Source organism: Stenotrophomonas sp., assembly GCF_032099025.1.
GTDB lineage: Bacteria > Pseudomonadota > Gammaproteobacteria > Xanthomonadales > Xanthomonadaceae > Stenotrophomonas.
The window spans coordinates 116,000-142,199 of sequence record NZ_DAMCID010000005.1 but is presented as its reverse complement, the minus strand read 5'-3'; the positions used below and the strand labels follow the sequence as shown (position 1 = coordinate 142,199).

Annotated in this window: 22 protein-coding genes and 1 tRNA gene; 8 read left to right on the top strand and 15 right to left on the bottom strand. The window is 66.2% G+C overall.

Features of this window, described 5'->3' with window-relative positions:
* Window positions 1-36: 36 nt before the first annotated feature.
* The 4 genes from RT456_RS05670 to ffh form a co-directional block, all read right to left on the bottom strand.
* Window positions 37-822, bottom strand: coding sequence for an aminotransferase class IV (locus RT456_RS05670; RefSeq protein WP_313343664.1), 786 nt, complete (start codon window positions 820-822; stop codon window positions 37-39).
* Window positions 819-1,895, bottom strand: a complete 1,077-nt coding sequence (locus RT456_RS05665) for a nitronate monooxygenase (RefSeq protein ID WP_313343661.1) — start codon at window positions 1,893-1,895, stop codon at window positions 819-821. The genes RT456_RS05670 and RT456_RS05665 overlap by 4 nt, the downstream gene beginning before the upstream one ends.
* Before the next feature lie 75 nt (window positions 1,896-1,970).
* On the bottom strand, window positions 1,971-2,405 hold the full coding sequence (locus tag RT456_RS05660) for a hypothetical protein (protein WP_313343659.1): 435 nt from the start codon (window positions 2,403-2,405) through the stop codon (window positions 1,971-1,973).
* A gap of 57 nt (window positions 2,406-2,462) precedes the next feature.
* A complete protein-coding gene (gene ffh / locus RT456_RS05655) occupies window positions 2,463-3,842 on the bottom strand; it encodes a signal recognition particle protein (RefSeq protein ID WP_313343656.1) in 1,380 nt (459 codons plus the stop codon).
* 131 nt (window positions 3,843-3,973) lie between these two features.
* Here ffh and ccsA point away from each other — a divergent pair, with 131 nt between their 5' ends.
* Window positions 3,974-4,768: a cytochrome c biogenesis protein CcsA gene (gene ccsA / locus RT456_RS05650; protein WP_313343654.1), complete on the top strand. Its 795-nt coding sequence runs from the start codon at window positions 3,974-3,976 to the stop codon at window positions 4,766-4,768.
* Between the two features lie 81 nt (window positions 4,769-4,849).
* Here the strand turns inward: ccsA and radA are convergent, their stop codons facing one another.
* Window positions 4,850-6,226 (bottom strand): DNA repair protein RadA, encoded by a 1,377-nt coding sequence (gene radA, locus RT456_RS05645; protein ID WP_313343651.1) that lies wholly within the window; start codon window positions 6,224-6,226, stop codon window positions 4,850-4,852.
* 185 nt (window positions 6,227-6,411) lie between these two features.
* Here radA and RT456_RS05640 point away from each other — a divergent pair, with 185 nt between their 5' ends.
* Complete coding sequence (locus tag RT456_RS05640) at window positions 6,412-8,475, top strand: bifunctional diguanylate cyclase/phosphodiesterase (RefSeq protein ID WP_313343648.1); 2,064 nt, start codon at window positions 6,412-6,414, stop codon at window positions 8,473-8,475.
* Window positions 8,476-8,929: 454 nt separating this feature from the next.
* On the opposite strand, the gene cyoD is transcribed toward RT456_RS05640, so the two are convergent.
* Genes cyoD through cyoA form a run of 4 tightly spaced genes read right to left on the bottom strand, consistent with a single transcriptional unit; the run spans window position 8,930 to window position 13,009 of the window.
* Entirely contained in the window at window positions 8,930-9,280 is a 351-nt protein-coding gene (gene cyoD / locus RT456_RS05635) for a cytochrome o ubiquinol oxidase subunit IV (protein WP_313343645.1), read from the bottom strand.
* The gene (gene cyoC / locus RT456_RS05630; RefSeq protein WP_313343642.1) at window positions 9,280-9,921 is read right to left on the bottom strand and encodes a cytochrome o ubiquinol oxidase subunit III; all 642 of its coding nucleotides are present in this window, start codon (window positions 9,919-9,921) and stop codon (window positions 9,280-9,282) included. Before cyoC ends, cyoD begins: the two co-directional genes overlap by 1 nt.
* Window positions 9,918-11,915, bottom strand: coding sequence for a cytochrome o ubiquinol oxidase subunit I (gene cyoB, locus RT456_RS05625; protein WP_313343761.1), 1,998 nt, complete (start codon window positions 11,913-11,915; stop codon window positions 9,918-9,920). The genes cyoC and cyoB overlap by 4 nt, the downstream gene beginning before the upstream one ends.
* A gap of 8 nt (window positions 11,916-11,923) precedes the next feature.
* On the bottom strand, window positions 11,924-13,009 hold the full coding sequence (gene cyoA / locus RT456_RS05620; RefSeq protein ID WP_313343639.1) for a ubiquinol oxidase subunit II: 1,086 nt from the start codon (window positions 13,007-13,009) through the stop codon (window positions 11,924-11,926).
* Window positions 13,010-13,548: 539 nt separating this feature from the next.
* On the opposite strand from cyoA, the gene RT456_RS05615 reads away from it, so the two are divergent.
* The 3 genes from RT456_RS05615 to RT456_RS05605 are packed head-to-tail and all read left to right on the top strand — an operon-like array spanning window position 13,549 to window position 14,803.
* Complete coding sequence (locus RT456_RS05615) at window positions 13,549-14,082, top strand: hypothetical protein (RefSeq protein ID WP_313343637.1); 534 nt, start codon at window positions 13,549-13,551, stop codon at window positions 14,080-14,082.
* 3 nt (window positions 14,083-14,085) lie between these two features.
* Window positions 14,086-14,400, top strand: coding sequence for a hypothetical protein (locus RT456_RS05610; protein WP_313343634.1), 315 nt, complete (start codon window positions 14,086-14,088; stop codon window positions 14,398-14,400).
* Complete coding sequence (locus RT456_RS05605; protein ID WP_313343631.1) at window positions 14,360-14,803, top strand: XVIPCD domain-containing protein; 444 nt, start codon at window positions 14,360-14,362, stop codon at window positions 14,801-14,803. Before RT456_RS05610 ends, RT456_RS05605 begins: the two co-directional genes overlap by 41 nt.
* A 27-nt stretch (window positions 14,804-14,830) precedes the next feature.
* Here RT456_RS05605 and RT456_RS05600 read toward each other — a convergent pair whose 3' ends face one another.
* Complete coding sequence (locus RT456_RS05600; protein ID WP_313343629.1) at window positions 14,831-15,829, bottom strand: 2-hydroxyacid dehydrogenase; 999 nt, start codon at window positions 15,827-15,829, stop codon at window positions 14,831-14,833.
* A 215-nt stretch (window positions 15,830-16,044) separates the two neighbouring features.
* On the opposite strand from RT456_RS05600, the gene RT456_RS05595 reads away from it, so the two are divergent.
* Together RT456_RS05595 and RT456_RS05590 are read left to right on the top strand one after the other, a co-directional pair.
* Complete coding sequence (locus RT456_RS05595; RefSeq protein WP_313343758.1) at window positions 16,045-16,851, top strand: alpha/beta hydrolase; 807 nt, start codon at window positions 16,045-16,047, stop codon at window positions 16,849-16,851.
* On the top strand, window positions 16,848-18,161 hold the full coding sequence (locus RT456_RS05590; protein WP_313343627.1) for a GGDEF domain-containing protein: 1,314 nt from the start codon (window positions 16,848-16,850) through the stop codon (window positions 18,159-18,161). The genes RT456_RS05595 and RT456_RS05590 overlap by 4 nt, the downstream gene beginning before the upstream one ends.
* 738 nt (window positions 18,162-18,899) lie before the next feature.
* On the opposite strand, the gene RT456_RS05585 is transcribed toward RT456_RS05590, so the two are convergent.
* Both RT456_RS05585 and RT456_RS05580 read right to left on the bottom strand, forming a co-directional pair.
* Window positions 18,900-18,975, bottom strand: a tRNA-Thr gene (locus tag RT456_RS05585).
* Between the two features lie 90 nt (window positions 18,976-19,065).
* Window positions 19,066-20,796: a hypothetical protein gene (locus RT456_RS05580; protein WP_313343624.1), complete on the bottom strand. Its 1,731-nt coding sequence runs from the start codon at window positions 20,794-20,796 to the stop codon at window positions 19,066-19,068.
* 103 nt (window positions 20,797-20,899) lie between these two features.
* Between RT456_RS05580 and treA the strand changes: the two genes are divergently transcribed.
* The gene (gene treA / locus RT456_RS05575; RefSeq protein WP_313343621.1) at window positions 20,900-22,516 is read left to right on the top strand and encodes an alpha,alpha-trehalase TreA; all 1,617 of its coding nucleotides are present in this window, start codon (window positions 20,900-20,902) and stop codon (window positions 22,514-22,516) included.
* A gap of 61 nt (window positions 22,517-22,577) precedes the next feature.
* Here treA and RT456_RS05570 read toward each other — a convergent pair whose 3' ends face one another.
* The 3 genes from RT456_RS05570 to ispH all read right to left on the bottom strand — a co-directional run bounded on the left by RT456_RS05570 (window position 22,578) and on the right by ispH (window position 26,183).
* On the bottom strand, window positions 22,578-23,237 hold the full coding sequence (locus tag RT456_RS05570; protein ID WP_313343618.1) for a lysoplasmalogenase: 660 nt from the start codon (window positions 23,235-23,237) through the stop codon (window positions 22,578-22,580).
* Window positions 23,234-25,117, bottom strand: a complete 1,884-nt coding sequence (locus RT456_RS05565; protein ID WP_313343615.1) for a peptidase M61 — start codon at window positions 25,115-25,117, stop codon at window positions 23,234-23,236. The genes RT456_RS05570 and RT456_RS05565 overlap by 4 nt, the downstream gene beginning before the upstream one ends.
* Before the next feature lie 115 nt (window positions 25,118-25,232).
* Window positions 25,233-26,183 (bottom strand): 4-hydroxy-3-methylbut-2-enyl diphosphate reductase, encoded by a 951-nt coding sequence (gene ispH, locus RT456_RS05560; protein ID WP_313343612.1) that lies wholly within the window; start codon window positions 26,181-26,183, stop codon window positions 25,233-25,235.
* Window positions 26,184-26,200 lie beyond the last annotated feature (17 nt).

Genomic DNA, 26,200 nt, shown 5'->3' with positions numbered 1-26,200 from the left:
GAAGCTGAATGGGGCCCCAGCAACAGCGGCGCCGCCTCACCCCAACGGCTGCCAAGGCTGGGTCGCAATCGCCGCAGCGGCGCGCTCGCACAACATCCCGGACCTGGCAAACCGGTACCCATCGATGCTGGCGATCGGCCACACCCCCGCCGCATTAAGGCCGATCGCGGCATCGAAGTCGCCCCACTGCCCCAGCATCACGGGCGACAGCGTGGGCATCCCACCCCACCCCGCCTGCAGCAGGCGCTCATGGGTGCCACGCAGGGCCGGGGCCTGCGGCCAGACCACCTCGCCCTCGCGGGCGAACGCGATGTTCCAGGTGGTGCCCTCGCTGACCAGCCCCTGCATGTCCACGAACAGCGCGTCGTCGAACCCTGCCTGCAGGGCCTGGCGGCGGTGCTCGAACAGCGCGAAGGTGCCCACATGCTTCAGGTGAGGCAGCTCGCGCTGGTAACGCACGCTGCGCAGCCGGCGCGGCAGCGGCGCAACCGAGGCCGGCGCGGCAACCGCCACCAGCACGTCTACCGGCACAGATTGCAACGGCTGGCGAAAATCGAACGCGCGGGAGAACACCGTCACCCGCAGCGATGCATCCCCCACGCCTTCCGCCTGCAGCGCCGTGTGCATCCAGGCCTGCACCTGGCGGCCGTCGAGGGTGTTGCCGAACAGCTGTTCCGTCCCCTCGCGCAACCGCTGCAGATGCAGATTCAACCCCTGCACCGCACCGCCACGTACCTGCAGCGAGGTGAAGTGACCGTAGTTGACCAGGGCGCCGGCCAGGTCGTCCGCGCCCGCGCGCCGACCGTTGCAATAGAGGCTCATCCAAGCAGACCGCGTGCGTCGGACCACAGCGCCTGCAGCACCTCGGCGGCCGGCCGGTCCGCCGCCATCCATGCCGCCTGCCCGGCCCAGGCCTGCAGGGCGTCGATGCGATGCTCGCGGTTGGCCTGCGCACGCATGGGTGCGGTCAGCCCGCGCTGCACCGGATACGGTTGTGGTGGCGGCGCATCAGCCTCTGCGGCGGCGCGCACGTACGCGGTTGCCAGGCCACGTCCCAGCCGGCCGCTGAACGCCCGCGTCGGCCACGTATCTTCCGGTTCGGCCTCTGCCAGGGCCTGTGCCCAGGCCGGATCGATGGCGCATTCGGGCGTGCGCAGGAACGCCGTGCCGATCTGCACCGCGCTGGCACCCAGCATCAAGGCGGCGGCGATTCCCCGGCCATCGGCGATGCCGCCCGCGGCGATCACCGGCACCTGCAGGCGGTCGGCCAGGCGCGGCACCAGCGCGAACAGCCCGACCAGCTGCCGTTCGGCGGCCGCCGGATCAAAGGCACCGCGATGCCCGCCTGCCTCGAAGCCCTGTGCCACGACCGCATCGGCACCGGCCGCTTCTGCCGCCAGCGCCTCGGACAGCGTGGTGGCGCACGCAAACCAGGCGATGCCGGCGTTGTTCAGGCGCTGCACCTGGTCTGCGCTGAACACCCCCATGATGGTCGAGGCCACGGCCGGGCGCGCGGCGATCAGCGCATCGAACTGGGCATCGAAATCGGCCGGCCCCGCGTCGCCTGCCGAGGCCGGCACCTGCGGTCCCCACTGCGCCAGGAACGCACGGCTGGCCGCTTCGGCTGCCGCGTCACGCCGCGGCGCGGGATCGGGAATCCACACATTGACCTGCGCGGGGCCGTCGGACTGGGCGCGGAACGCCTCCATCCACGCCACGATGTCCTGCGGTTGCGACAACACCGCGCCCATTGCGCCCATGCTGCCGTGGTTGGCCAGCACCGCAGACAGGGGCACCGGGCACGCGCCCGCCATCGGGGCCAGCAGGATCGGGGCCTGCAAAGAAAAACGCCGACAGAAACTGTCGGCGCGTTCGAGGATCAGCGAAGGGCTCACGCTCGGCGCACCTGGGAACGAGTCGGCGCCCAGCATACGCCGGCCCGCCTCGTCCCGGAATGCTCCGGGCGCGGCTCAGCGTGCGGAAAGCGCGTAGGTACGCACCAGCTGGCTGTCCATTTCTTCGTTGAAGTGGAAGGTCACATAGCGGGCATCGTCTGCCGCGAACTCTTCCTCGGCAATGGCGCGGCCGACTTCGGTACCGTCGGCGTCGAGCGCGCGTGCCACCAGCTTGCCCTTGAAGGCCTTGTCGGCGACCACGTACACCGCCGCTTCCTTGGAGCCCATGCCGCGGCTCTTGCCCAAGGTCACGGTGAGGCCGCGCGCGGCCAGTGCCGGGTCGGCCTGCAGTGACACGTTCATGCGCTTGTCCACGCCCTCACCCAACCCTGCGACGAAGTCAGCGGCGGTGCCACTGATGGCGCTGCCGGCCTTCTGCGACATCGAGCTGTCGTCCTTGCACGCGACCAGCCCGAGGGCCAGCGCAATCACCACGAATGACTTGTTCACCCACATTCCTTTGAAAGTTGAATCGCGGCCGGCACCACGCCGGGCGCGTCTGCTGGTTCAGCGGAACGGCATGCCGCCGCGGCCGCCCATGGCACCCATCATCCCCTTCATGCTGCGCATCATGCCCTTCATGCCGCCGCCGGCCATCTTGCTCATCATCTTTTCCATCTGCTGATACTGCTTCATCAGCTTGTTGACGTCGGCCGGGGTCAGGCCGGAGCCGCGCGCGATGCGGGCACGGCGCGAGCCGTTGAGCAGGCCCGGGTTGCGGCGCTCCTTCTTGGTCATCGAGTTGATGATGGCGATCATGCGCGGCACTTCCTTGCCCTGGCTGACCTGCTGCTTGAGGTGCTCGGGGATCTGCCCCAGGCCCGGCAGCTTGTCCATCAGGCCGCCGATGCCGCCCATGTTCTGCATCTGCTCCAGCTGGTCGCGCATGTCGTTCAGATCGAACTTCTTGCCCTTGGCGACCTTCTCGGCGAGCTTCTGCGCCTTGTCCTTGTCGACCTGCTGCTCGACCTGCTCCACCAGCGACAGCACGTCGCCCATGTCCAGGATGCGGCTGGCGATACGGTCCGGATGGAACACGTCCAGGCCATCCGGCTTTTCGCTCACGCCGACGAACTTGATCGGCTTGCCGGTGATGTAGCGCACGCTCAGCGCGGCACCGCCACGGGCGTCGCCGTCGGTCTTGGTGAGCACCACGCCGGTCAGCGGCAGTGCCTCGCCGAAGGCCTTGGCGGTGTTGGCTGCGTCCTGGCCGGTCATGGCGTCAACCACGAACAGCGTTTCGGCCGGATTGACCGCGGCGTGCAGCGCCTTGATCTCGGCCATCATCGCTTCGTCGATCGCAAGGCGGCCGGCGGTATCGACGATCAGCACGTCCACGAACGACTTGCGCGCGTCATCGATCGCGGCGCGCACGATGGCGTCCGGCTTCTGGTCGGCGCTGGACGGGAAGAACAGCACGCCGACCTGGTCGGCCAGGGTCTGCAGCTGCTCGATCGCGGCCGGACGGTAGACGTCGGCCGACACCACCATCACCTTCTTCTTGCGCTTTTCCTTCAGGTGCTTGGCAAGCTTGCCCACCGTGGTGGTCTTGCCCGCGCCCTGCAGGCCCGCCATCAGGATGATCGCCGGGGCCGGCACGTTGAGGTTCAGGTCGGAGGCGGCCGAGCCCATGACCGCGGTCAGCTCGTCGCGCACGATCTTGATCAGCGCCTGGCCCGGGGTCAGCGACTTGAGCACTTCCTGGCCGACCGCGCGCACCTTGATGCGCTCGACCAGCGCCTGCACGACCGGCAGGGCCACGTCGGCTTCGAGCAGCGCGATGCGGACTTCGCGGGTGGCCTCGCGGATGTTTTCCTCGGTGAGGCGACCGCGGCCACGCAGCCGCTCGATGGTGCCGGAGAGGCGCTGGGTCAGGGACTCGAACATGGAGGCAACCTGTTCAGAACGAAAGACAATGAGACACACAGTATAGCGGGTCCGCCGCACTCCCCGGATCGACGCTGCGGCCTGTCGCCGCAGGCATCGCCAGCACCGCGGGGGTATGCGAAACTGACACGATGACAATCGTTCTCATCGCGACCCTGCTGTACCTGGCCGCTACCGCCCTGCTGGTGCGCGCGGTGGTTCGCGATGACGTCGCCTCCGCGCCGACCTGGCTGTGGCCGGCGTTGCCCGCCATGGTCCTGCACGGCGGCTACCACGCGCTGGTGGCCATGCGCACCACCGGTGGCCCGGACATGCACTTCTTCGCCGCGCTGTCGCTGGTGGGGCTGGGCATGGCCTGGCTGACCTCGCTGGTGGCTGCCCGCGGACGCATGGCGGCGCTGGGCGTGCTGGTGTTCCCGATGGCCGCGGTCGTGCTGTGCGTGTACCACGGCTATGGCCACGAGCCGAGCCGCCCGCTGGGCTGGCAGCTGGCCACCCACGCGTGGATGGCGCTGCTGGCCTACGCCACGCTGAGCGTGGCCGCGCTGCTGGCCATCATGCTGTGGCTGCAGGAGCGCGCCCTGCGCCGCCGCGATTTCCGCCCGTGGCTGCGCGCCCTGCCGCCGCTGGCCGACCTGGAATCGCTGCTGTTCCGGGTGATTGCCGTCGGCTTCGCCCTGCTCACCCTGACCCTGGTCACCGGCGTGCTGTTCGTGGATGACCTGCTGGCGCAGAAGCTGGTGCACAAGACCGTGCTCAGCGTGCTCTCGTGGATCGTATTCGGCACGCTGCTGATCGGCCGCCGCCGGTACGGCTGGCGCGGCGCCAAGGCGGTGCATTGGACGCTGACCGCGATGGCGCTGCTGTTGCTGGCGTTCTTCGGCAGCCAGTTCGTGATCGAGCTGGTGTTTGGGCATACCCGGTAACGGGTAAAGCGGACTAACAGTCCGCTCTACCCCGTCGCGCGGGTCCACCGTCGTGTGATGCCACCGCTCTGCGGCTGACACTCAGATCGCGTCGATCGCCTCGGACAACCGCTCCACCGCGATCACCTCCATGCCTTTCACGCTGCCGGTCTTGGGCGCGTTGGCCTTGGGCACGATGGCGCGCTTGAAGCCATGCGTGGCCGCCTCGCGCAGGCGGTCCTCGCCGTTCGGCACCGGGCGGATCTCGCCCGACAACCCTACTTCGCCGAAGGCAATCGTCTTCTCGGCCAGCGGTCGGTCCTGCAGCGAGGACAGCACCGCCAGCAGCACCGGCAGGTCCACCGCGGTTTCCTGCACGCGGATGCCACCCACGACATTCACGAACACGTCCTGGTCGCCCACCAGCACCCCGCCGTGACGGTGCAGCACCGCCAGCAGCATCGCCAGCCGGTTCTGCTCCAGGCCCACCGCCACCCGGCGCGGGTTGGACAACGGTGACGCATCCACCAGCGCCTGGACCTCGACCAGCAGCGGGCGGGTGCCCTCGCGGGTCACCATCACACAGCTGCCAGGCTGGCGGGTGCTGCCGCCGGACAGGAAGATCGCCGAAGGATTGGAGACTTCCTTCAGGCCCTTCTCACCCATCGCGAACACGCCCAGTTCGTTGACCGCGCCGAAGCGGTTCTTGAACGCGCGCAGCAGGCGGAAGCGGCTGCCGCTCTCGCCCTCGAAATACAGCACCGCATCGACCATGTGCTCCAGCACGCGCGGGCCGGCGATGCCACCTTCCTTGGTCACATGGCCCACCAGGAACACGGCGGTGCCGGTTTCCTTGGCAAAGCGCACCAGCCGTGCCGCGCTCTCGCGCACCTGGCTCACCGAACCCGGCGCGGCGGTGAGCGATTCGGTCCACAGGGTCTGGATCGAATCGGCCACGATCAGCTTCGGCCGCGCCACGCTGGCGTGCTGCAGGATGGCCTCCACCTGGGTTTCGGCCAGCGCGTTGACGTTGTCCAGCGGCAGGTCCAGCCGCACCGCGCGGCCGGCGACCTGCGACAGTGATTCCTCGCCGGTGATGTACAGCACCGGCAGCGCGGCGGCCATCTTCGCCACCGCCTGCAGCAGCAGGGTGGACTTGCCGATGCCCGGGTCGCCACCGACCAGCACCACCGCGCCTTCGACCAGGCCGCCACCGAGCACGCGGTCGAACTCGCCGATGCCGGTGCTGACCCGCAGGTGTTCGGTCTGCTGCACGTCCTTGAGCGCCATGATCTTCGGCGCATCGACCTTGCCCGCCCAGCCGGAGCGGCGCGCGGCCGGCGACTTGGCCGCCGTCGCGCTCTCCAGCGTGATCTCGGTCAGCACGTTCCAGACCCCGCACTCGGTGCACTGGCCCTGCCACTTGCTGTATTCCGCGCCGCATTCACTGCAGACGTAGGCGGTAAGCCGCTTGGCCATGTGTACGTCCAATTCATCAACTGTCCCGCAGGATAGCCGAGCCGCGTCGCAACAACCGAGACGCAGCCCGCCCGCTGTACCGGTGACACCCAGCCCCGGCCGGGCATTTCCTAAATTTTCCGCCGTCCCGGCCGATACCGGGACGGGCGACCACGCCTCCCCCTTCGTCTTTCCAGGCTTTTTCCATGACCGGCACCTACAGCCAGAGTCTTGTCCTTTTCTCGCTGCTGGTCGCCATCCTCGCCTCGTACACCGCGCTGGACATGGCGGGCCGACTCGCCAGCACCGAAGGCCGCGTGGCGCGCTGGTGGCTGGCCGGCGGTGCGGCCGCGATGGGCCTGGGCATCTGGTCCATGCACTTCGTCGGCATGCTCGCCTTCCACCTGCCGATCCCTGTCGGCTACGACCTGGCCATCACCCTCTACTCCCTGGCGGTCTCGATAGGCGCATCGGCGTACGCGCTGTGGCTGGTGTCGCGCGCCGAGCTGCCGTGGCCGCGCCTGATCGCCGGCGCGGTACTGATGGGGCTGGGCATCGCCTGCATGCACTACCTGGGCATGGCAGCGATGCGCATGGAACCGGGCATCGTCTACGACCCGCTGTGGTTTGCCGCCTCGCTGGTGATCGCCATCGCCGCGGCCGGCGCGGCGCTGTGGATCGCCTTCCGGCTGCGCACCGAACAGCGCCGCCCCGCCCTGCTGCGCGGGCTGGCGTCGCTGGTGATGGGCCTGGCCATTGTCGGCATGCATTACACCGGCATGGCCGCCGCCAGCTTCCCCGAGGGCAGCATCTGCGGTGCCGCCTACGCCAACGGGCTGGACAGCAAGTGGCTGGCGGTGCTGGTCATCGTCACCACCCTGGGCACGCTCGGCATCGCGCTGATCGCCTCGCTGTTCGACCGCCAGATGCGCACGCGTACCGGGTTGCTGGCGGACTCGCTGGCCCAGGCCAACGAGAAGCTGCTGCAGGCCGCCCTGCACGACCCGCTCACCCAGCTGCCCAACCGCATGCTGCTGCAGGACCGCCTGGAGCAGACCATCGAGAAGGCCAAACGCCGGAATTTCAGCTTTGCGGTGATGTTCTGCGACCTGGATGGCTTCAAGGCCGTCAACGATGCGTATGGCCATCAACTGGGTGACAAGCTGCTGATCCAGGTCAGCGAGCGGGTGAACAGCCTGCTGCGCGCGCAGGACACCTTCGCGCGACTGGGCGGCGACGAGTTCGTGATCGTGTTCCAGCTCGATGTTCCCGAAGATGCCGCGGTGGTTGCCGAGCGCATCATCGCCAGCGTGGCCGAGCCGTTCGAGATCGACACGCTGGAGCTGCAGGTCACCGCCAGCATCGGCATCGCGCTCTACCCCACCGATGCCACGAGCCAGCGCGAGCTGATGGCACACGCCGACGCGGCCATGTACCACACCAAGGATTCGGGGCGGAACGGCTATACGTTCTTCACCGAATCGATGCACGTCAGCGCCAACCGCCAGCTCAAGCTGCTGCAGGAACTGCGCCGCGCGATGCAGCGCGACGAGCTGGTGCTGCACTACCAGCCCAAGTTCCGCGCCGACGGTGGCGGCGTGATCGGTGCCGAAGCACTGGTGCGCTGGCAGCACCCCGGGCTGGGCCTGCTGGGCCCGGACACCTTCATTCCCATCGCCGAACGCAGCGGCCTGATCCTGCCGCTGGGCGACTGGGTACTGGACCACGCCTGCGCGCAGCTGCGGCAGTGGCACGACGCCGGCCACACCACGTGGTCGATGGCAGTGAACCTGTCGCCACTGCAGTTCGGTTCGACCACGCTGCTGGAAACGGTCAGGAAGACCCTGGAGCGGCACGGACTCGCACCGCACCATCTGACCCTGGAAGTCACCGAAACCACGGCCATGCAGGATGTGGAAGCGAGCCTGCAGATCCTGCACGGCCTGACCGCGATGGGCGTGCACATTTCGATCGACGACTTCGGCACCGGCTATTCCAGCCTGCTCTATCTCAAGCGCATGCCGGCCACGGAACTGAAAATTGATCGTGCGTTCGTGCGCGACCTGGAGGACAACGCCGAAGACGCCGCGATCGTTTCCTCGATCATCGCACTGGGCCGTTCGCTGCAGTTGCAGATCGTCGCCGAAGGCGTGGAAACGGCCGGCCAACGCCAGTACCTGAGCGACCTCGGCTGCGACCTGCTGCAGGGCTACCACCTGGGTCGGCCGGTGGACGCGCAGGAATTCAAGCGCTTGGCCGACGCGGCGTAGCCGCGACTGGGTGGGGCCGGATGGATGCGGCCGGCTGGATGGGGCCGATTGGGTGCCGCCGACTGGGTGGAACCGATTGGGTGGAACCGATTGGGTGGAATCCACTGGGTGGGGCCGATTGGGTGCACGACTGGGTAGAGCCGACTGTTAGTCGGCTGCTCTCCGCGCCGACGTCAACGGCAGCTGACTAACAGTCAGCTTTACCGGCCGGGCCCCGCAGCGGCCGACGGGTAGACCCGATTGGGTGGACCCGACTGGGTGGAACCGACTGGGTAGAGCCGACTGTTAGTCGGCTGCTCTCCGCGCCGACGTCAACGACAGCTGACTAACAGTCAGCTCTACCGGCCACACCAACTGCAACAGCACACGGCACGATACCGCCGCGCGCGGCACGACCAACAAAAAGGCCGCCCCATTGGGGCGGCCTCTTCGTATGCGGCAACGTCGTTGGACGTCAGTGCATCATATGCACGTTCATGTTGTGCATCACCCACAGCGTGCCGGCGACGATGATGCCGATCACCACGACGGTGAAGGCCGCGGCGCTGACATTCCAGCGCTGTTCCGACGAGCGGTTCAGATGCAGGAAGAACACCAGGTGCACGAAGATCTGCAGGATCGCTGCCACCACGATGATGACGCCCGTGGTGAAGGTCGGCAGGTTGCCCTTCATCACCGCCCAGAACGGGATGATGGTGAGCACCGCAGCCAACAGGAAACCGACCAGATACGACTTGACGCTGCCGTGGCTTTCGCCGCCGGCACCATGGCCGTGGTCGTGTGCGTGATTGTCATGTGCGGCCATTACAGCGCTCCCTTCAGGTAGACGACGGAGAACACGCCGATCCAGATCAGGTCCAGGAAGTGCCAGAACAGACTCAGGCACGCCATGCGGGTCTTGTTGGTCGGGGTCAGGCCGTTCTGCTTGATCTGGATGAACATGATCAGCAGCCACAACAGACCAGCGCTCACGTGCAGGCCGTGGGTGCCCACCAGCGCGAAGAACGCCGACAGGAACGCACTGTGGTCCGGACCGAAGCCCTCATGGATGAGGTGGTTGAACTCCCACACTTCCATGACCATGAAGCCGAAGCCCAGAAGCCAGGTCAGGCCCAGCCACAGGTACATCTGGCCGACCTTGTGCTTGTGCAGGGCAATCATGCCCAGGCCGAAGGTCAGCGAGGACACCAGCAGCAGCGTGGTTTCCCAGGCAACGAAGCTCAGGTCGAACAGGTCCTTCGGACCCGGGCCGCCGTTGGTACCACCGGAGAGCACGATGTAGGTCGCGAACAGGGTGGCGAAGATGAGGCAGTCGCTCATCAGGTACACCCAGAAACCGAAGACGGTGTTGCCGCCGGTGTCGTGGTGCTCGTGCTCATCATGGCCGTGGGCCGCCGCGTGCGCGGCGTGCCCAGGGTTCATGGTGTTGGGGATGGTGCTGCTCATGCCTTCAACTCCGATTTCACCAGGCCCTGGGCCTGCAGATGGCGGCGATGCTCATTCTCGATGCGCTCCACTTCGGCGGCCGGCACGTAGTAATCCACGTCCTTGTCGAAGGTGCGCCAGATGAAGGTACCGATCATGCCGATCATGCCCACGATGGCCAGCCACCAGATGTGCCAGATCATCGCGAAGCCGAAGACCAGGCTGAAGGCACCAATCACCACGCCCGTGCCGGTGTTGCGCGGCATGTGGATGTCGGTGTACCTGGCCGGGCGTTCCCACGCCTCACCACGCTGCTTGCGTTCCCAGAAATCGTCCAGCTCGGTGACCTTGGGCAGCGAACCGAAGTTGTAGAACGACGGCGGCGAAGAGGTTTCCCACTCCAGCGTACGGGCATCCCACGGATCGCCGGTCAGGTCGGCGGTCTTCTTGCGGTCGCGGATCGAGATCGCCACCTGGATGATCTGGCACAGGATGCCGGCGCCGATGATGAAGGCACCGAACATGGCGATGATCAGCAGCGGCTGGTACTCCAGGTTCGGGTAGCTCTGCATGCGGCGGGTCATGCCCATGAAGCCCAGGATGTACAGCGGCATGAAGGCCACATAGAAGCCGATGAACCAGCACCAGAACGCGCGCTTGCCCCAGGTTTCGTTGAGGCGGAAGCCGAACATCTTCGGCCACCAGTACGAGATGCCCGCGAACATGCCGAACACCACGCCGCCGATGATGACGTTATGGAAGTGGGCGATCAGGAACAGGCTGTTGTGCAGCACGAAGTCGATGGCCGGGATCGCCAGCATCACGCCGGTCATGCCGCCGATGGTGAAGGTGACCATGAAGCCGATCGTCCACAGCACCGGGCTGGTGAACTGCACGCGGCCGCGGAACATGGTGAACAACCAGTTGAAGATCTTCACGCCGGTGGGAATGGAGATGATCATCGTCGTGATGCCGAAGAAGGCATTGACGTTGGCACCCGAGCCCATGGTGAAGAAGTGGTGCAGCCAGACCAGGAACGACAGCACGCCGATGCAGGCGGTGGCGTACACCATGCCCTTGTAGCCGAACAGCGCCTTGCGCGAGAACGTGGCGATGACCTCGGAGAACACGCCGAAGGCCGGCAGCACCAGGATATAGACTTCCGGGTGACCCCAGATCCAGATCAGGTTGATGTACAGCATGGCGTTGCCGCCACCGTCATTGGTGAAGAAGTGCGTGCCCAGGTAACGGTCCAGGGTCAGCAGCACCAGGGTGATCGTCAGCACCGGGAAGGCGGCGATGATCAGCACGTTGGTGACCAGCGCGGTCCAGGTGAAGATCGGCATCTGCATCAGCTTCATGCCGGGGGTACGCATCTTCAGGATGGTAATGAAGAAGTTGATACCGCTCAGTGTCGTACCCAGGCCTGCTACCTGCAGGCCCCAGATGTAGTAGTCGACACCTACCCCTGGGCTGTACTCCTTGCCCGACAACGGCGGGAAGGCCAACCAACCGGTCTGCGCGAACTCACCGACGCCCAGCGAGATCATGACCAGACCCGCGCCCGCCACGAACAGCCAGAAGCTGAGCGAGTTGACGAACGGGAAGGCCACGTCGCGCGCGCCGATCTGCAGCGGCACCACGACGTTCATGAGGCCGGTGATCAGCGGCATCGCCACGAAGAAGATCATGATCACGCCGTGGGCGGTGAAGATCTGGTCGTAGTGATGCGGTGGCAGGATGCCTTCATTGCCGCCGGCAGCCATGGCCTGCTGGACACGCATCATGATCGCGTCGGCGAAGCCGCGCAGCAGCATGATGAAGGCGATGATCAGGTACATCACGCCGATCTTCTTGTGATCGACCGAGGTGAACCACTCCGTCCAGAGATAGCCCCACAGCTTGAACTTGGTGATCAGGGCCAGCACGAGCAGGCCACCAATCCCCGCGCCGATCAGCGTGGTGATGATGATCGGGTCGTGCGGGATGTCAGCGAATGTCAGTTTACCCAACAGATTCATGCTTATTCTCCCGAGCCTGCGTGACCGGCGTGACCGGCGGCGGCGTGCTCGTCTGCAGTGTGTTCGGCATGCTCGGCAGCCGCGGCGTCAGCCGGCGCTGCCGCTGCGTCGCCCGAGGGGGCAGCCGCGTCATGGCCTTCGTGGGCGTTGGCCGGCATGTCGTGGCCTTCATGGCTTTCGCCTGCGGCGCCGTCATGCGACATCGCCTTGTGGTCCATGCCGTAGTGGTTGTTGTCACCCATGTGCTTGGCGATGACCCAGTCGAACAGGCCGCCCTCGGTGGTACCGAAGTAGGTCACCGGGTGCCAATCGTGGTTCTTGTCGTTCACCAGCGTGGCGAAGGCCGCCTTGTCCATCGGGGTGCTCTGCGCACGCACCTTGGTCAGCCAGGCCTGGTATTCCGCTTCCGTCACCGAGTTGGCGGTGAAGTGCATCTTGCTGAAGCCCGCGCCGCTGTAGTGCGAGGACATGCCCGGGAACTGGCCGGTCTCGTTGGCGATCAGATGGAGCTTGGTCTCCATGCCGGTCATCGAGTAGATCATGCTGCCCAGGTGCGGGATGAAGAACGCATTCATCACCGAATCGGACGTGATCTTGAAGTTCAGCGGGGTGTTCACCGGGAAGGTGATCTCGTTGACCGTCGCGATGTTCTCTTCCGGATAGATGAACAACCACTTCCAGTCCAGCGAAATGGCTTCAATCACCACCGGCTTCTTGTCCGACTCGAGCGGGCGGTACGGATCCAGCGCGTGCGAAGAGCGCCAGGTCAGCACGGCCAGCACCAGCACGATCATGCACGGGATCGACCACACAACCACTTCAATCGCGGTGGAGTGCGACCACTTCGGCTCGTAACGGGCCTTGGTGTTGGTCGCACGGTACTTCCAGGCGAAGGCGAGGGTCATGATGATGACCGGCACGACAACCAGCAGCATCAACACGGTAGCCGTGATCAGCAGGGTCTTCTCGTCGTGGCCAATCTGGCCCTTCGGGTTGAGGATGGCCGAGTTGCAGCCCGTGAGGAACACGGACAATGCAAACAGCAGGCCCGGACGCAGGAAGCGTCCAAGGGGGTTCAACGGAATCATCGGTCGATCCAATTGCGTAGGGAATGCCATCTCAAGTGCGCCCCGCCAGCCCAGGCCGGGTGTACCGGTCCAAGGGGACAGGCACGGAGGACGATCATGTCAGCCCTCTAATTTTATGCCGTCACGCACCATTTAAGAAAGGCATTGACAATGATCAGGAGCAAGAAAGGCCCGAAAAGTGCTGCGACACGTTGTCGCACTGCGCGCGGAAGGCCGGAATCGGCACAGTCGAACGCCCATGTATAGACATGAATGGTTCAAGTGTGGTTGGCACCCGAGGGCCTCCGCATGCCCGAGGCGCTCCATGAACGGTTCAACCTCCCTCAGTCGGTGGAGCCACTCCCTGCTTGTCTGCGCGGAACATGCCGGCGGACACACGGCGATCACGCTGCCTCAGCTCTGCGAGACCACAGGCACCCGGCATCTTCCAAACCAGTATTGTCCTACAGCCGCGCCCAATACTGGCCGGTAGACTCGACTGAGTCCACCACCCGCCCACGCCCGGACCCCACGTCCCGCCCCATCCAAAAGGATTGCGGATGCTGCATTCGAAAGTCTCTTGCTTCAGCCGCCCCGTCATGGCCACCTGCCTGCTTCTGGGCATGGGATCGCTACCCGCCTGCGCGTCGACCCAGCCCTCTGCACCACCCGCAGACTTCAGCGGCGGCTGGTCGGTGAAATGGTGCGACCGGTCCAATCCAACGCTGGATTGCGGGGGATTCAATATCAGCCTCGTCCAGGAAGGCAACCGGCTTTGTGGCGACTTCGGCGGTGCTCTGGTCAACCTGAGGCAGATCGACGATGGCCAGATCGTGGGCACCGTAGTGGGTGATACCGCCGTGCTCACTGTTCAGAGCAACCGGAACAACTCCATCACCCTGGTCAGGGCTGAGCTTCAGTCGACCACACTCAAGTGGCGGGCAGTGGATCAGGTTCGCCCAGGTGACAACGGTGACACCGACGTCATCGCCACCAACGACGTACTCGTTCGGGATGAACACCAAGCCAAGGCCGGCGCCCCGAGCGACCAAACGCCCACATGCAACCAGATCACTGGAAACTCAAAGGACTGAGCCATGGATTACAGAGAGCTTACCGAAGCCGACTACCAGCGGAAGCTCAGGCTGGTCATCGTGGGGGCCGAAGGCCTCCATTCCCGCGCGCAGGACGTTGGCGACAATCGCGCGACGATCGGTTGGGGCTATACCCTCAACCGCAACAACAATGTCGACATCTGGCGCGCCTCGGGCATCGAGCTTAGCGACGCGCAGTGGCAGATGCTCGCACGCATCGACGCGGCTCCGAGGGATGACAAGACCCGTCTTGGACTGGGCTTTACCCGCCAGCTCAATGAAGCTGGGTATCACGCTCGCCGATGGCCGGCGTGCTGACCTTGAAGCCCCCAGCTACATCCGTGATCCGATGTATCAGCAGATCCAGCGCGGCGTAGCGGAGCTGGATGCTCAACACGGCCGTAGTCATGACGCGACCAGTGAGCGCATGGCAACCAGCCTGCTTGCGCTTGCAAAGGAAAATGGCCTCCACTCGGTTGACCACGTCGTGCTGAGCAAACCAACGACAGATCAACCGGCCGGAGCGCACGTCTTCCTGGTGCAGGGCGAGCTATCTAGTCCAAGCCATGTTCGCGCCGTGATGCCGACCGCCATTGCAGCTCAAACTCCCCTTGAGGAATCTGCCCGGCACATAGATGCTGCTGAGCAGACCGTGGTCGCAAAGCAGAATCAACAGTCGCAGATCGAACAGCAACAGTCATCGCCGCTAAGAATGGGCTGAAACACGGGGCGCCGCCCCGCCTCCGCCTCACCCAACCCGGTTGGGGCAGTCCACGCCGGCGGAGAAGTCGCGCAGGTTACCCAAAGTAATCTCCGATATCTCCTCCAGCGCTTCCGCCGTGAAGAATCCCTGGTGCCCGGTCACCAATACGTTCGGGAAGGTCATCAGGCGCTGGAACACGTCGTCGTCGATGATCTCGCCGGACAGGTCCTGGAAGAACAACGCGCTCTCCTGCTCGTAGACGTCGATGGCCAGGTGGCCGAGCTGGCGTGACTTGAGCGCACGAATGACCGCGTCGGTGTCCACCAGTCCACCGCGCGAGGTGTTCACCAGCATCGCGCCCGGCTTCATCCGGTGCAGGGAGGCCTCATTGACCAGGTGGTGGGTCTGCGGGGTGAGCGGACAATGCAGCGAGACGATGTCGGAGCGGGCCAGCAGTTCGTCCAGGGACACGCTGCTGCCCACGGCCTCGAATGCGGCGGACGGGTACGGGTCGAAGCCCAGCACCGTACACCCCATCCCGTTGAAGATGCGCGCCGTCGCCAGGCCGATCTTGCCGGTGCCGATGATGCCGACCGTCCTGCCGTGCAGGGTGCGGCCCAGCAGCCCGTCGAGCATGAAGTTGCCCTCGCGCACCCGGTTGTAGGCGCGGTGAGTCTGCCGATTCAACGTCATGACCAGCGCCAGCGCATGTTCGGCCACCGCTTCGGGCGAGTACGCCGGCACGCGGGCCACGAACAGGCCGAGCTGCTGCGCGACGGCGACATCCACGTTGTTGAAGCCGGCGCAGCGCAGCAGGATCGCGCGCACGCCAAGCGCGTGGAGCGCCTGCAGCACCGGTGCATCCAGGCGGTCATTGACGAACACGCAGATGGCGTCGAAGCCCTGCGCCAGTCCGGCGGTGGAGGCATCCAGCGCCACGTCGAAGTAGGTGAACTCTCCCGCGTGGCCCCCATGGTGGCGGTCGCGGGCCTCCTCCAGGAACCGGCGGTCGTAAGGGCGGGCACTGAAGACGGCGGTTTTCATGGCGGGACCTTGGGGGAAGCGTGTCGACAGTATCCCGGATCATCCCGGGCGATGATGCGATGGCGCCCAGCGCCGTTGATCCCTGTCACTGCGGGTCGCCGCCCTGACGCGCAGATTAACGGCAGGCTGCCTCACCCGACGCACACGGCCGCCCTGTCATGGACCCCCATGCAGGCGTGCCCTAGTATCAGGGGTTGCCCGATGCCCATGACTGGATGTGCGTGAACAGCTTTGAGAGATTCAACGGCCGCCGCAGCGGCACGGGCAAGCAGGTCGCCATCCTTTCCCATGGTTTCGGCACCGACCAGACCGCCTGGAGCGCCCTGCGCCCGTGGTTCGAGGCCCGCTACGACGTGATCTCGTTCGACCTGGCCGGCTGCGGGCCCGGCGGCGCCGATACCTACGATTTCGACCGTCATGGCTCGCTGTTCGGCTATGCCGATGACCTGCTCGACATCATGGACGACCTTGCGCTGCGCGACTGCATCTACGTCAGCCACTCCATGAGCGGCATGATCGGGGCGGTGGCCGCCGTTGCCCGTCCCGAGCTGTTCGAGCGCCTGGTGACCCTCGGCGCGTCGCCGCGCTACCTGGACGATGACGGATACACCGGCGGGTTCAAGCCGCAGGACCTGGAGAACCTGTTCGACAGCATGAGCGCCAACTACCAGGCATTCGTGGCAGGTTTCGCACCGGCGGTGGTGGGCGTGGACAACAGCCAGGTGGTTGCCGATTTCTCGCGCACGTTGTTCCAGATGCGCCCGGACATCGCGCTGAACACCTCGCGGACGATCTTCAATTCCGATGTCCGTGACCTGGCCTGCCAGCTGTCCCGCCCCGTGCACCTGATCCAGACCGCGGTGGACATGGCCGTGCCCGTGCAGGTAGGTGAGTGGCTGCAACGGGCCATCCCCGGTGCCACGCTGGACGTCATCGACGCTGAGGGTCACCTGCCGCACATGACCGCCGCCGATGAAGTGCAGCGCATCCTTGAGCAGCACCTTGGCGGAGCGACCCTGTGAGCACCGTCGACAACGACGCGCTGGGCGGGCTGTGCCAGTTCGTGCGCAGCGCCTCGGCCGCGGACCTGGTCATGGCGGTGGAGATCGATGCCGACGGTCGCGCGGGCTGGGCCGCATCGTCCGCGAGCCTGCAGGTTGCCGGCTTCAACCTGCTGCGCAGCGGCCTGTTCGAGCGCGACTGGAACGGCGAGCCGGCGGACGCCAGCCAGTTCAGGCTGCCTACCGTGCTGCTGCACGCCTTGAAGGGTGCGCCGACGCACCTGCTGTTCGTCCCCGCCCCGTCGTTCGGCGCACCACTGAGCGGGCTGCTGCTGCTCTGGAAGCACGCGCCGGCAGGCGGGCAGCTGACGGGGCAGCTACCGCTGCTGGCCAGCAGCGTGACCCGCCTGCTGTCCGCCCGGCGGGAGAAAGCGCGGGAACTGACGGTGCACAATCAGTTCATCGACCTGGTGGAAAGCGTGCCGGCCGGCATCGTGCTGATGGAAGGCGACGGCGTGGGCGCAGTGATCAACGAGCGTGCCGCCGACCTGCTGGGTTGCCAGCCCGGCAACCACCGCGCGCATGACCTTGCCGAACCCATGCGCATCCTGCGGCAGCGCTGCGACAACCATGCAGAACTGGAACAGGCCTACGCCGCGCAGGTGGGCAATGTCAGTTTCGCGTCGACGTTGAACTGGGCGCTCGGCGAACGCACCCTCGAGGTCGACACGCATCCGGTGCGTGGCAACGGCGAATTCGGCCGCATCTGGCTGTTCACCGACGTCACCGCCGAACTGCTGATGGCCGCCGAACTGCGCCGCCTGGCCGCGTCGGACCCGTTGACCGGCATGCCCAATCGTCGCCACTTTGAAGAGCGCTCGGCGCAGATCATCGCGGCCCGCGAAGCCACCGGCCATTCGGTGGCCGTGCTCATGCTGGACGTGGACCACTTCAAGAAGATCAACGACAGCCACGGCCACCCGGCCGGCGATGAGGTCCTCAAGGTCGTCGCCAAGCGCTGCCGCGAGGCGCTGCGCGACCGCGACCTGTTCGCGCGCTTCGGCGGCGAGGAATTTGTTGCGCTGCTGGCGGCCCCTGCCCCGGAAGATGCCCCGGCGGCGGCCGAGCGGATGCGCACTGCGGTGGCGGCGACGCCGATCATGGTGGGCGATGCCCGCATCAACGTGACGGTGAGCATTGGCGCCGCCTTGGGCGAAGCGGTGGCGGGCCGTGACCAGGCCCTCCTGGACGACCTGATCGCGCGCGCCGATGAAGCGCTTTACCGGGCCAAGGCAGAGGGGCGCAACCGGGTGTGCATGGCGGCGGCCTGAGGCAAGTGCGGGCAAGTCCGAGGGCTGGAATTCAACGCCCGGATGCGAGAGCAGGAAGCCGCGTATCGCATCACGCGCGATGTTCTGCCACTCGCCCACTTCGAAGTACACAGCGCGCTCAGACACCCGCAGGAAGGAGGCTCCAGACATCGCTGCCTACATGATGGTCGCAGCGGACTCCTCCAACCCAGCTACGCATATCCCCGCAGGCCATTGGGAAAGATGCCCGTGGATGTTTGTGTCGAATATTCCGGTCACTCTTACCCGGCGGCCGCGAGGCTCGTAGAACGGCGATAGTCCCTGGAGCCATAGCCCGGTGCCCGGCCGGGAAGCGCAATCTGGTTCCGGGTACAACCCACTCATCTCGAAACCCCCGCAGTAGTATCCGATGACGGAAATCAGCTTTCCGTCGTACAGGGAAGGCTCCGCTACCGCAGCAGCTACTCCCACCACCTGCGCCGAAGTCACTGACATCGAGCAAGCTGCGGAGTTCAAGTCCATCTCGACCTCAACGAACTCGCGATCAGCGCGCGAGCAACTGGTTGTGACAATCAACGCAATCATCATGAAGAACGCTCTGGATACTTCAGACCATCCGTCTTTCATGGTCCGCATCCCTCGGTTGTTCGACCCATTATGCCAATCGGGACGGGAACCGAGCCTGGGGCTCGGCGCCACTGCAGAAGCTTTTTCCCCCAAACAAAAAGCCCCGACCAAGGCCGGGGCTTCTGCTGAAACTGGTGCCGGAAATAGGAATCGAACCTACGACCTACGCATTACGAATGCGCCGCTCTACCAACTGAGCTATTCCGGCTGAGCAGGCAATTCTAAAGGGGCGACCGCCGGGGGTCAATCCGCCGTGGCGGAAGCGCCCCCGGGCCGGCTGAACGGGTGCCCGGCCCACTCACTGCGCCGAGAATTCGACCTTCCAGGCACCGTCGCGCAACGCGAAGATGCTGGAATCGGTCGCCAGGCACAGCACGGGCGCCTGGGCGCTCACGCGAAGGGGCCTGCAGTTGAAGGGCGCCTCGCCGGTCATGTCCCAGTCGTTCTTCTGCGCCGAGTAGGCGTACAGCTCCCACACGCCACCCCACGTATTGATGTTCCAGCGGGTCGCCCAGCCCGCGGTGGCGGTGTCCATCTGCAGGTCCTGGATGATGTAGGGCGGGCGGCCGATCTGCTGCCAGGTGTCCCCGTGGTTCGTCGAGTAGTAGACCTTCGAGAACGCACCTTGGCTCCAGAGCGCCGCGACCACACCGGTGGACGGGTTGACGCGAAGCGAGGACGTCCGCTCCCGGGGGGCGATCGCCTTCCACTGGCCGGTGGCCAGATCCAGTCGCTGCGGCGTGTTGCCGGCCAGCAGGTAGTAGCGGTTGTCCACCAGCTGCCCCTGCGCGCCCACCCAACCCCACATGTCCTTGCCCTCCAGCGGCAACTCGCGGGAAAGCGCGAGATCAGTGAGGTCATCCCGCTGCGCGACATACACGCGCAGGCGCACCGCCTTCGCCGGCGGCTGCAGTCTGGCCACCGGCGGGATGCGACCCGCCTCGAAGGGATCGGCGTTCTCTGAGGTGGTGACGACCCAGTGGGTGCCCGCGTGGTCGATGTCCACGACCGAACGCATGCTGCCCAGCGATGCGAGCGGGGTCCAGGTGTTGCCGCCATCGCGGGTCTCGCGGATGTGCCCGTCATCGCTTCCCGTGACCAGGCGTCCGTCGTGCGCTTCCACCGACATGATCCTGCGCAGGGTGTCCATGCCGACGTTGCTCCACTGGCCGTCTGGCGTGCGCCTGCGCAACTGTCCGAAGTCGGCCGGGAAGTACATCGTGCCATCGGCGAGCAGGGCCGGTTCATCCTGCACGGGAAGCGTGACCGTGCGGACCAGATGGAGAAACGCGTCCGGATCCTTGGCCGATGTCAGCGCCTCGATCGTGGAGGGCTTGTTGACTTTGCGGTCATAGGCGATCAGCAGGTCGCCGATCAGTCCCAGACCGGTGTTCGTCATGCCTGGGTCCATGGCCGGCGACAGGGACAGGCGTGCGGGACGAAGCGGCGCGGGGTCGGTCAACAGCGAGGCAAAGGGTTGCGTCGCCGCTGCCACCGCGCCCATATGCTCCGCATGGGTGATGGGCAGCACCACGGTTTTGTAACCACCCACATTGACGGCCACGTAGTCGCCCAGGTCGGTGACCCGGCCGGGCTTGATCTCGAACGTCGGGCCATCCTTCCATTTCAGAAGGCCCCACCCGGCAATGCGATAACTGCCGGCCGGCAACCACATGCCCAGCGCCTGCATGCTGGCAACCGCCGGCACCGGCGCCGCCATGTCGATGCGGATCTCGCGCTTGCTGCCCACCGGACTGACGACGAGCACATCGCGCCCGCCCTTGGAAAACGACGCATACGCATACCCGTGGGTCGCTACCAGCTTGGCAGGCTCCTGGGGGGCACTCACGGCAATACCCGGCACTGCCAACAGCAGAGCCACAACGAACAGCACGCTGCGCATACGATCTCTCCCTGAAATCCGGTCACACCGACCGGCAGGCTCCAACGATCCTGAAATGAGCGACATCCTTGAAGGTGCGCCGCTCCCCAGCGGCGTGACCCATGGGAATGTTAGCGGGTTCGGCATGTAGCGTGAAGATTGCCCGCGGACGGGCAACGTGGCCGCAGGACCCACCTGCCGTTGACGTCATCGCCCGTAGAGTGCCCGGACAGTCATCTGGAGGCACCGCATGCTCCCCTCTGCCCGCCTGCCCGGCCTGCTGCTGGCCACCCTGCTGCTCACCGGCACCGCTGCGGCCGAGGCCCCTTCGCAGATGCCGCCAGACCAGCAGTGGCAACCCCTCTTCCAGCAGGTGCAGCGCGCGCAGCTGTTCAAGGACCAGAAGACCTTCGCCGATGCGGTGCCCCGGCAGGACGCCAGCGCGCTGATGGCCGAATGGCAACGCGCACAGACCCAGCCGGGGTACGCGTTACCGGCCTTTGTCGCAGAGCACTTCGCGGTGCCCGGTGATGCAGCGGCCTATGTCCCGCCGGCAGGCGAAACCCTGCGCGCGCATATCGACGGGCTGTGGCCGGTGCTCACGCGCAGCACCGACACGGTTGACCCGCGCGGCTCGCTGCTGCCCCTACCCAAGCCCTACGTAGTCCCCGGCGGTCGCTTCCGCGAGGTGTACTACTGGGACAGCTACTTCACCATGCTGGGGCTGGCATCGAGCGGGCGCTGGCAGCAGGTGCGCGACATGCTGGACAACTTCGCCTGGCAGCTGGACCAGTACGGGCACATTCCCAACGGCAACCGCAGCTACTACCTCAGCCGCTCGCAGCCGCCGTTCTTCAGCCTGATGGTGGACCTGCTGGCCACGCATGAAGGGGATGATGCCTACCGCCGCTACCTGCCACAGCTGCGCACCGAACATGCGTTCTGGATGCGCGGTGCCGAAGGGCTTGCGCCGGGCGCGGCCAGCGAACGGGTGGTGCGGATGAATGACGGCAGCCTGCTCAACCGTTACTGGGATGCGCGGGCGGTGCCGCGTACCGAGTCGTGGACGGACGATCTGGCCACGGCCGCGACGGTGCCCGACCGTGCGCCCTCGCAGGTGTACCGCGACCTGCGCGCCGGTGCCGAATCCGGATGGGATTTCAGCTCGCGCTGGCTGGTCCATCCGGCCGAGCTGGGCAGCATCCACACCACGGAGATCGTGCCGGTGGATCTGAACAGCCTGCTGTTCCATCTGGAAACCACGCTGGCCCGCGCCAGCCGTGTGTCCGGCGACCGTATGGCGGCGCGGGCGTTCGCGCGACAGGCCGAGCGTCGCAAGGCAGCGATCAATGCACTGCTCTGGGATGAGCGCCAAGGCTGGTATGCCGACCGCGACCTGGAACGCGGCACGCCCCGCCCCGCCCTCACCGCCGCGGCGTTGTTCCCGCTGTGGCTGGAGGTGGCCAGCCCTGCACAGGCACGCCGCACCGCGGACGCGGTGGAAATCCAGTTGCTGCGCGAAGGCGGGCTGCTCACCACCACGGAGAACACCGGACAGCAATGGGATGCACCCAACGGCTGGGCGCCGCTGCAATGGGCTGCGGTGGACGGGCTGCAGCACTACGGGCAGGACGCGCTGGCGCGGAAGATCGGGGTGCGGTTCCTGCGTACCGTGCAGACCGTCTACGACCGTGACGGGAAGCTGGTGGAGAAGTACGTGGTGGATGGCTCGGCCGGCGGGGGTGGCGGTGGCGAGTATCCGTTGCAGGATGGATTCGGGTGGAGCAATGGGGTGGCGTTGGCGCTGTTGGATCGGTTGTGTGGTGAGGGGAAGCGGTGTGAAAACGCGGGTGATGTCGGGCAGTGAGCGAGAGAGCAGGCCAGAGCCACGCCACCGGTGCCCGATGCCGCGAGGTGCGCGCGAACGGTTAGCGGACCGAGCGGGCGATGCAGTATTGCGCTGCGTAGTAGGTGCTCAGCACGCAGAGGGAAGCGACTGGCAGGCCGCCACCGAAGCGGTCCCAGGCCAGTACCGAATCGCTGATGACGAACAGCACCGCGCCTGCCGCCGCCCAGCGGGCGGTGGTGTGTGCGGATGGCGCTGGCGACACGCGTGACCACGCGCGGGCCAGCGCAAGCGTGGCCATCAGCGCGAGCACGACCACGTAAACCACCACCGGAACGCGCAGCTCACCCGGCAACAGCGGCCACAACCCGGCCAGGTTGATGCCGGCGAACAGGGCGAGCAATGCTGCGGCCAGCAGCAACCCACGCCCCGCCCCGAAGCCGGCGCGGAAGGCCACGATGTAGCACACGTGCGCCAGCAGGAAGGCCACCAGGCCCGGTACGAAGGCGTCGAACGGCAGCATCAGTGCGATGTCGCCCACACACGAGAACCCCATGCCGAGCAGGATCGCGCGGCGGTAGCCGGGTGTTGCGGGCGATGCGCGCCAGACGATGGCGGCGATCAACAGCGTGGCCAGCGGCTTGGCGATGTAGTGCAGCCAGCGGCCATCGCCGTCCAGCGACGCGCCGACGATGGCGGCCACCGCCGCCAGCACGATCGGCACGTCGCGGCGCAGGGTCATCGCGCTTTCCACAACTCGGCCAGGCGGTCGGGCTTGCCGGCGATGCGCTGCAGCGACGGGTACTGCAGGCCCCCGTGGTAGTTCAAGGTGACCGTATCGATGTGGTCGAAGTTGCGCACCAGCAGGGTGATCGGCGCCTTGTCGGTCTTGGCCGCTGTCACGGCCTCCTTCAGGTCTTCGCCCTTGAACACGCGGCCGTTGAGCGCCAGCACGCTCATGCCCGGTGCGAGGCCGGCGTTGAACGCCGCGCTGTCCCAGAGCACGTCGGTGATGGCGCCGCCTTCGGTGACGGCCACGCCCAGCGAGTACAGCAGGTTGGTGTTCTTGGCACGGGTTTCCTGCGCCTTGAACGCGTCGTTCGGGGTGTCGGTGTAGACCAGTGTCCAACCGGCTGCTTCCAGCCCGCCGGTGAGCGGGCCGTGGCCATCCAGGCGCTCGCGCAGGAAACTCGCCCAGTCGTACGGCGCGATGCCGTTCAACGTGCTGACCACCTCATCGAACGTATAGGGATTCACGTTCCAGTCGCCGTCGTGCATGCCGAAGAAGGCCTTGGCGAAATCGTCCAGGCTGCGCTTGTTGCCGGTCAAGGCGCGCAGCTTGCCCTCCACCTCCAGCCACACCATCTGGCCGCCGGAGTAGTAGTCCTCGCTCATCTGGTAGTTGCGGTAGGCGAGCGCGCGGCGCTGGGCGATGGTGGGGTCGTTGGTGGTGTCCTGGAGGGTGCGCCAGGCCAGGCCGGGCCGGCCGCGGTCATAACTGGCGGCAACATTGGCCAGCATGTCGCGGGTCTGGTCGTTGCTCCACAACCCCGAACGCGCGGCGAGCACGTGGCCCCAGAACTGGGTCTGGCCTTCATACACCCACAGCAGGCTGTCGCCCATCGGCACGTTGAAGTTGGCGGTGGTCAGGTCCGCGCCGCGGCGGTACTTGCCGTTCCAGGAGTGGTTGAATTCGTGCGGCAGCAGGTCGCGGCCCAACCAGGTCTTGTCCCACTCGGTGAAGTAGCCGGTGTCGCCGCTGTTTTCGCTGGAGCGCTGGTGCTCCAGGCCGATGCCACCGAGTTTGCCGGTCAGCGCGAGCAGGAACTCGTACCTGTCGAAGTGACGGGCGCCGTAGAGCTTGTACATCTGCTGCACGAGTGCGCGGTGCGCCTGCACCTGCTCCGGCTTGGTGACCAGCGACTTTGCATCGTCGGCGAAGACGTTCAGATGCACCGGCACCTTCGCGCCGGGATCGAGGTCGAACTGCTGGTAGTGGCGGCCGGCGAACAGTGGCGAGTCCACCAGGTGGTCGTAGCTGATCGGCTTGAACACCACGGTATCGCCGTCGCGGCGCTCGGTATCCAGGGCGGTGGCGTACGCCCATCCGGCAGGCAGGGTCACGCTGGCCTGCGTCTGGATGTTGCGGGTGATCACGCCGGCCGGATACAGCGAGTTGGCGTTCCACTGCAGGTTGAGCATTTCCGGGGTCATCACCACCCGGCCCTGTCCTGCGCCCTGCGAGGAGAGGAACTTGAACTCGGCAACGACCTCGCTGGCGCCCTGCGGGACGTCCACGGTGAAGGCGTAGACGTTGTACGGGTCGCGGGTCCATGCCAGCGGTTTGCCGTTGGCGCTGACCACCAGGCCGGCGAGCTTGTCGATGGGGCCGCTGGGGGAATGCGCACCGGGCAGCCACTGCGGGTACAGCAGGGTCAGCGGGCCGGGTTTGGCCGGGACGGTGGCCTTGACCTTGAAGATGCGGTGGCCGATGTCGCGTGCATCCACGTCGATGCGCAGCAGGCCCGGGAAGGCCACGTCCTGCGGCGGCGGTGTCTGCGCCTGCACGCCCGAGGCGGTGGCGGCGAGAAGCACGGAGAGGATGGCGGCACGCAGTTTCATCAGGGGCGGATTCCAGCACACGAAAGATTCGATGCTAGACCTCGGTGATGTACAGCCCCATGGCCAAAGGTCATGCCTTCGTTGCGCGGTGACGACCGTTGGTCGTCACTCCTTGTCAGGAGATGAGGCGAAGCCTCAACTCCTTCGGCAACGCAAACACCATCGATTCGGGCTCACCCTCCAGCTCGCCCACGCCGGTGGCACCCAGCTCCTTCAGGCGGGCGATCACGCCATCCACCAGCACCTGCGGTGCGGAGGCGCCGGCAGTGAGGCCGATGTGCTTCTTGCCCGCCACCCACGCCGGGTCGATCTCGTCGGCGCCGTCGATCAGGTAGGACTCCACGCCGTCGCGGCGCGCCAGCTCGCTGAGGCGGTTGGAATTGGAGCTGTTCGGCGAGCCGACCACCAGCACCAGGTCGCAGCGCTTGGCCAGGTCACGTACGGCGTCCTGGCGGTTCTGCGTGGCGTAGCAGATGTCGTCGTTCTTCGGGCCCTGCATCGCCGGGAAGCGGGTGCGCAGGGCGTCGATGATGCTGCGGGTGTCGTCCACCGACAGCGTGGTCTGGGTGGTGTAGGCGAAGTTCTCCGGCTGGTCCAGCACCAGCGTGGCGACGTCTTCCACATCTTCCACCAGGTAGATGGTGCCGGTGCCGCGCTCGCGGCTCCACTGGCCCATGGTGCCCTCCACTTCCGGGTGCCCGGCGTGGCCGATCAGCACCACGTCGCGGCCGGCGCGACAATGCCGGGCCACTTCGAGGTGGACCTTGGTAACCAGCGGGCAGGTCGCGTCGAACACCTTCAGCCCGCGCCGCTCGGCTTCCTGGCGCACGGCCTGGGAGACGCCGTGGGCGCTGAAGATCACCGTGTTGTCGTCCGGCACCTCGTCGAGCTCTTCGACGAAGATGGCCCCGCGGCGCTTGAGGTCATCGACCACGAACCGGTTGTGCACGACCTCGTGGCGCACGTAGATCGGCGCACCCAGGGTCTCGATCGCGCGCTTGACGATCTCGATCGCACGATCGACACCGGCACAGAAACCACGCGGATTGGCGAGCAACACATCCATCGGTCAGATACTCCGGC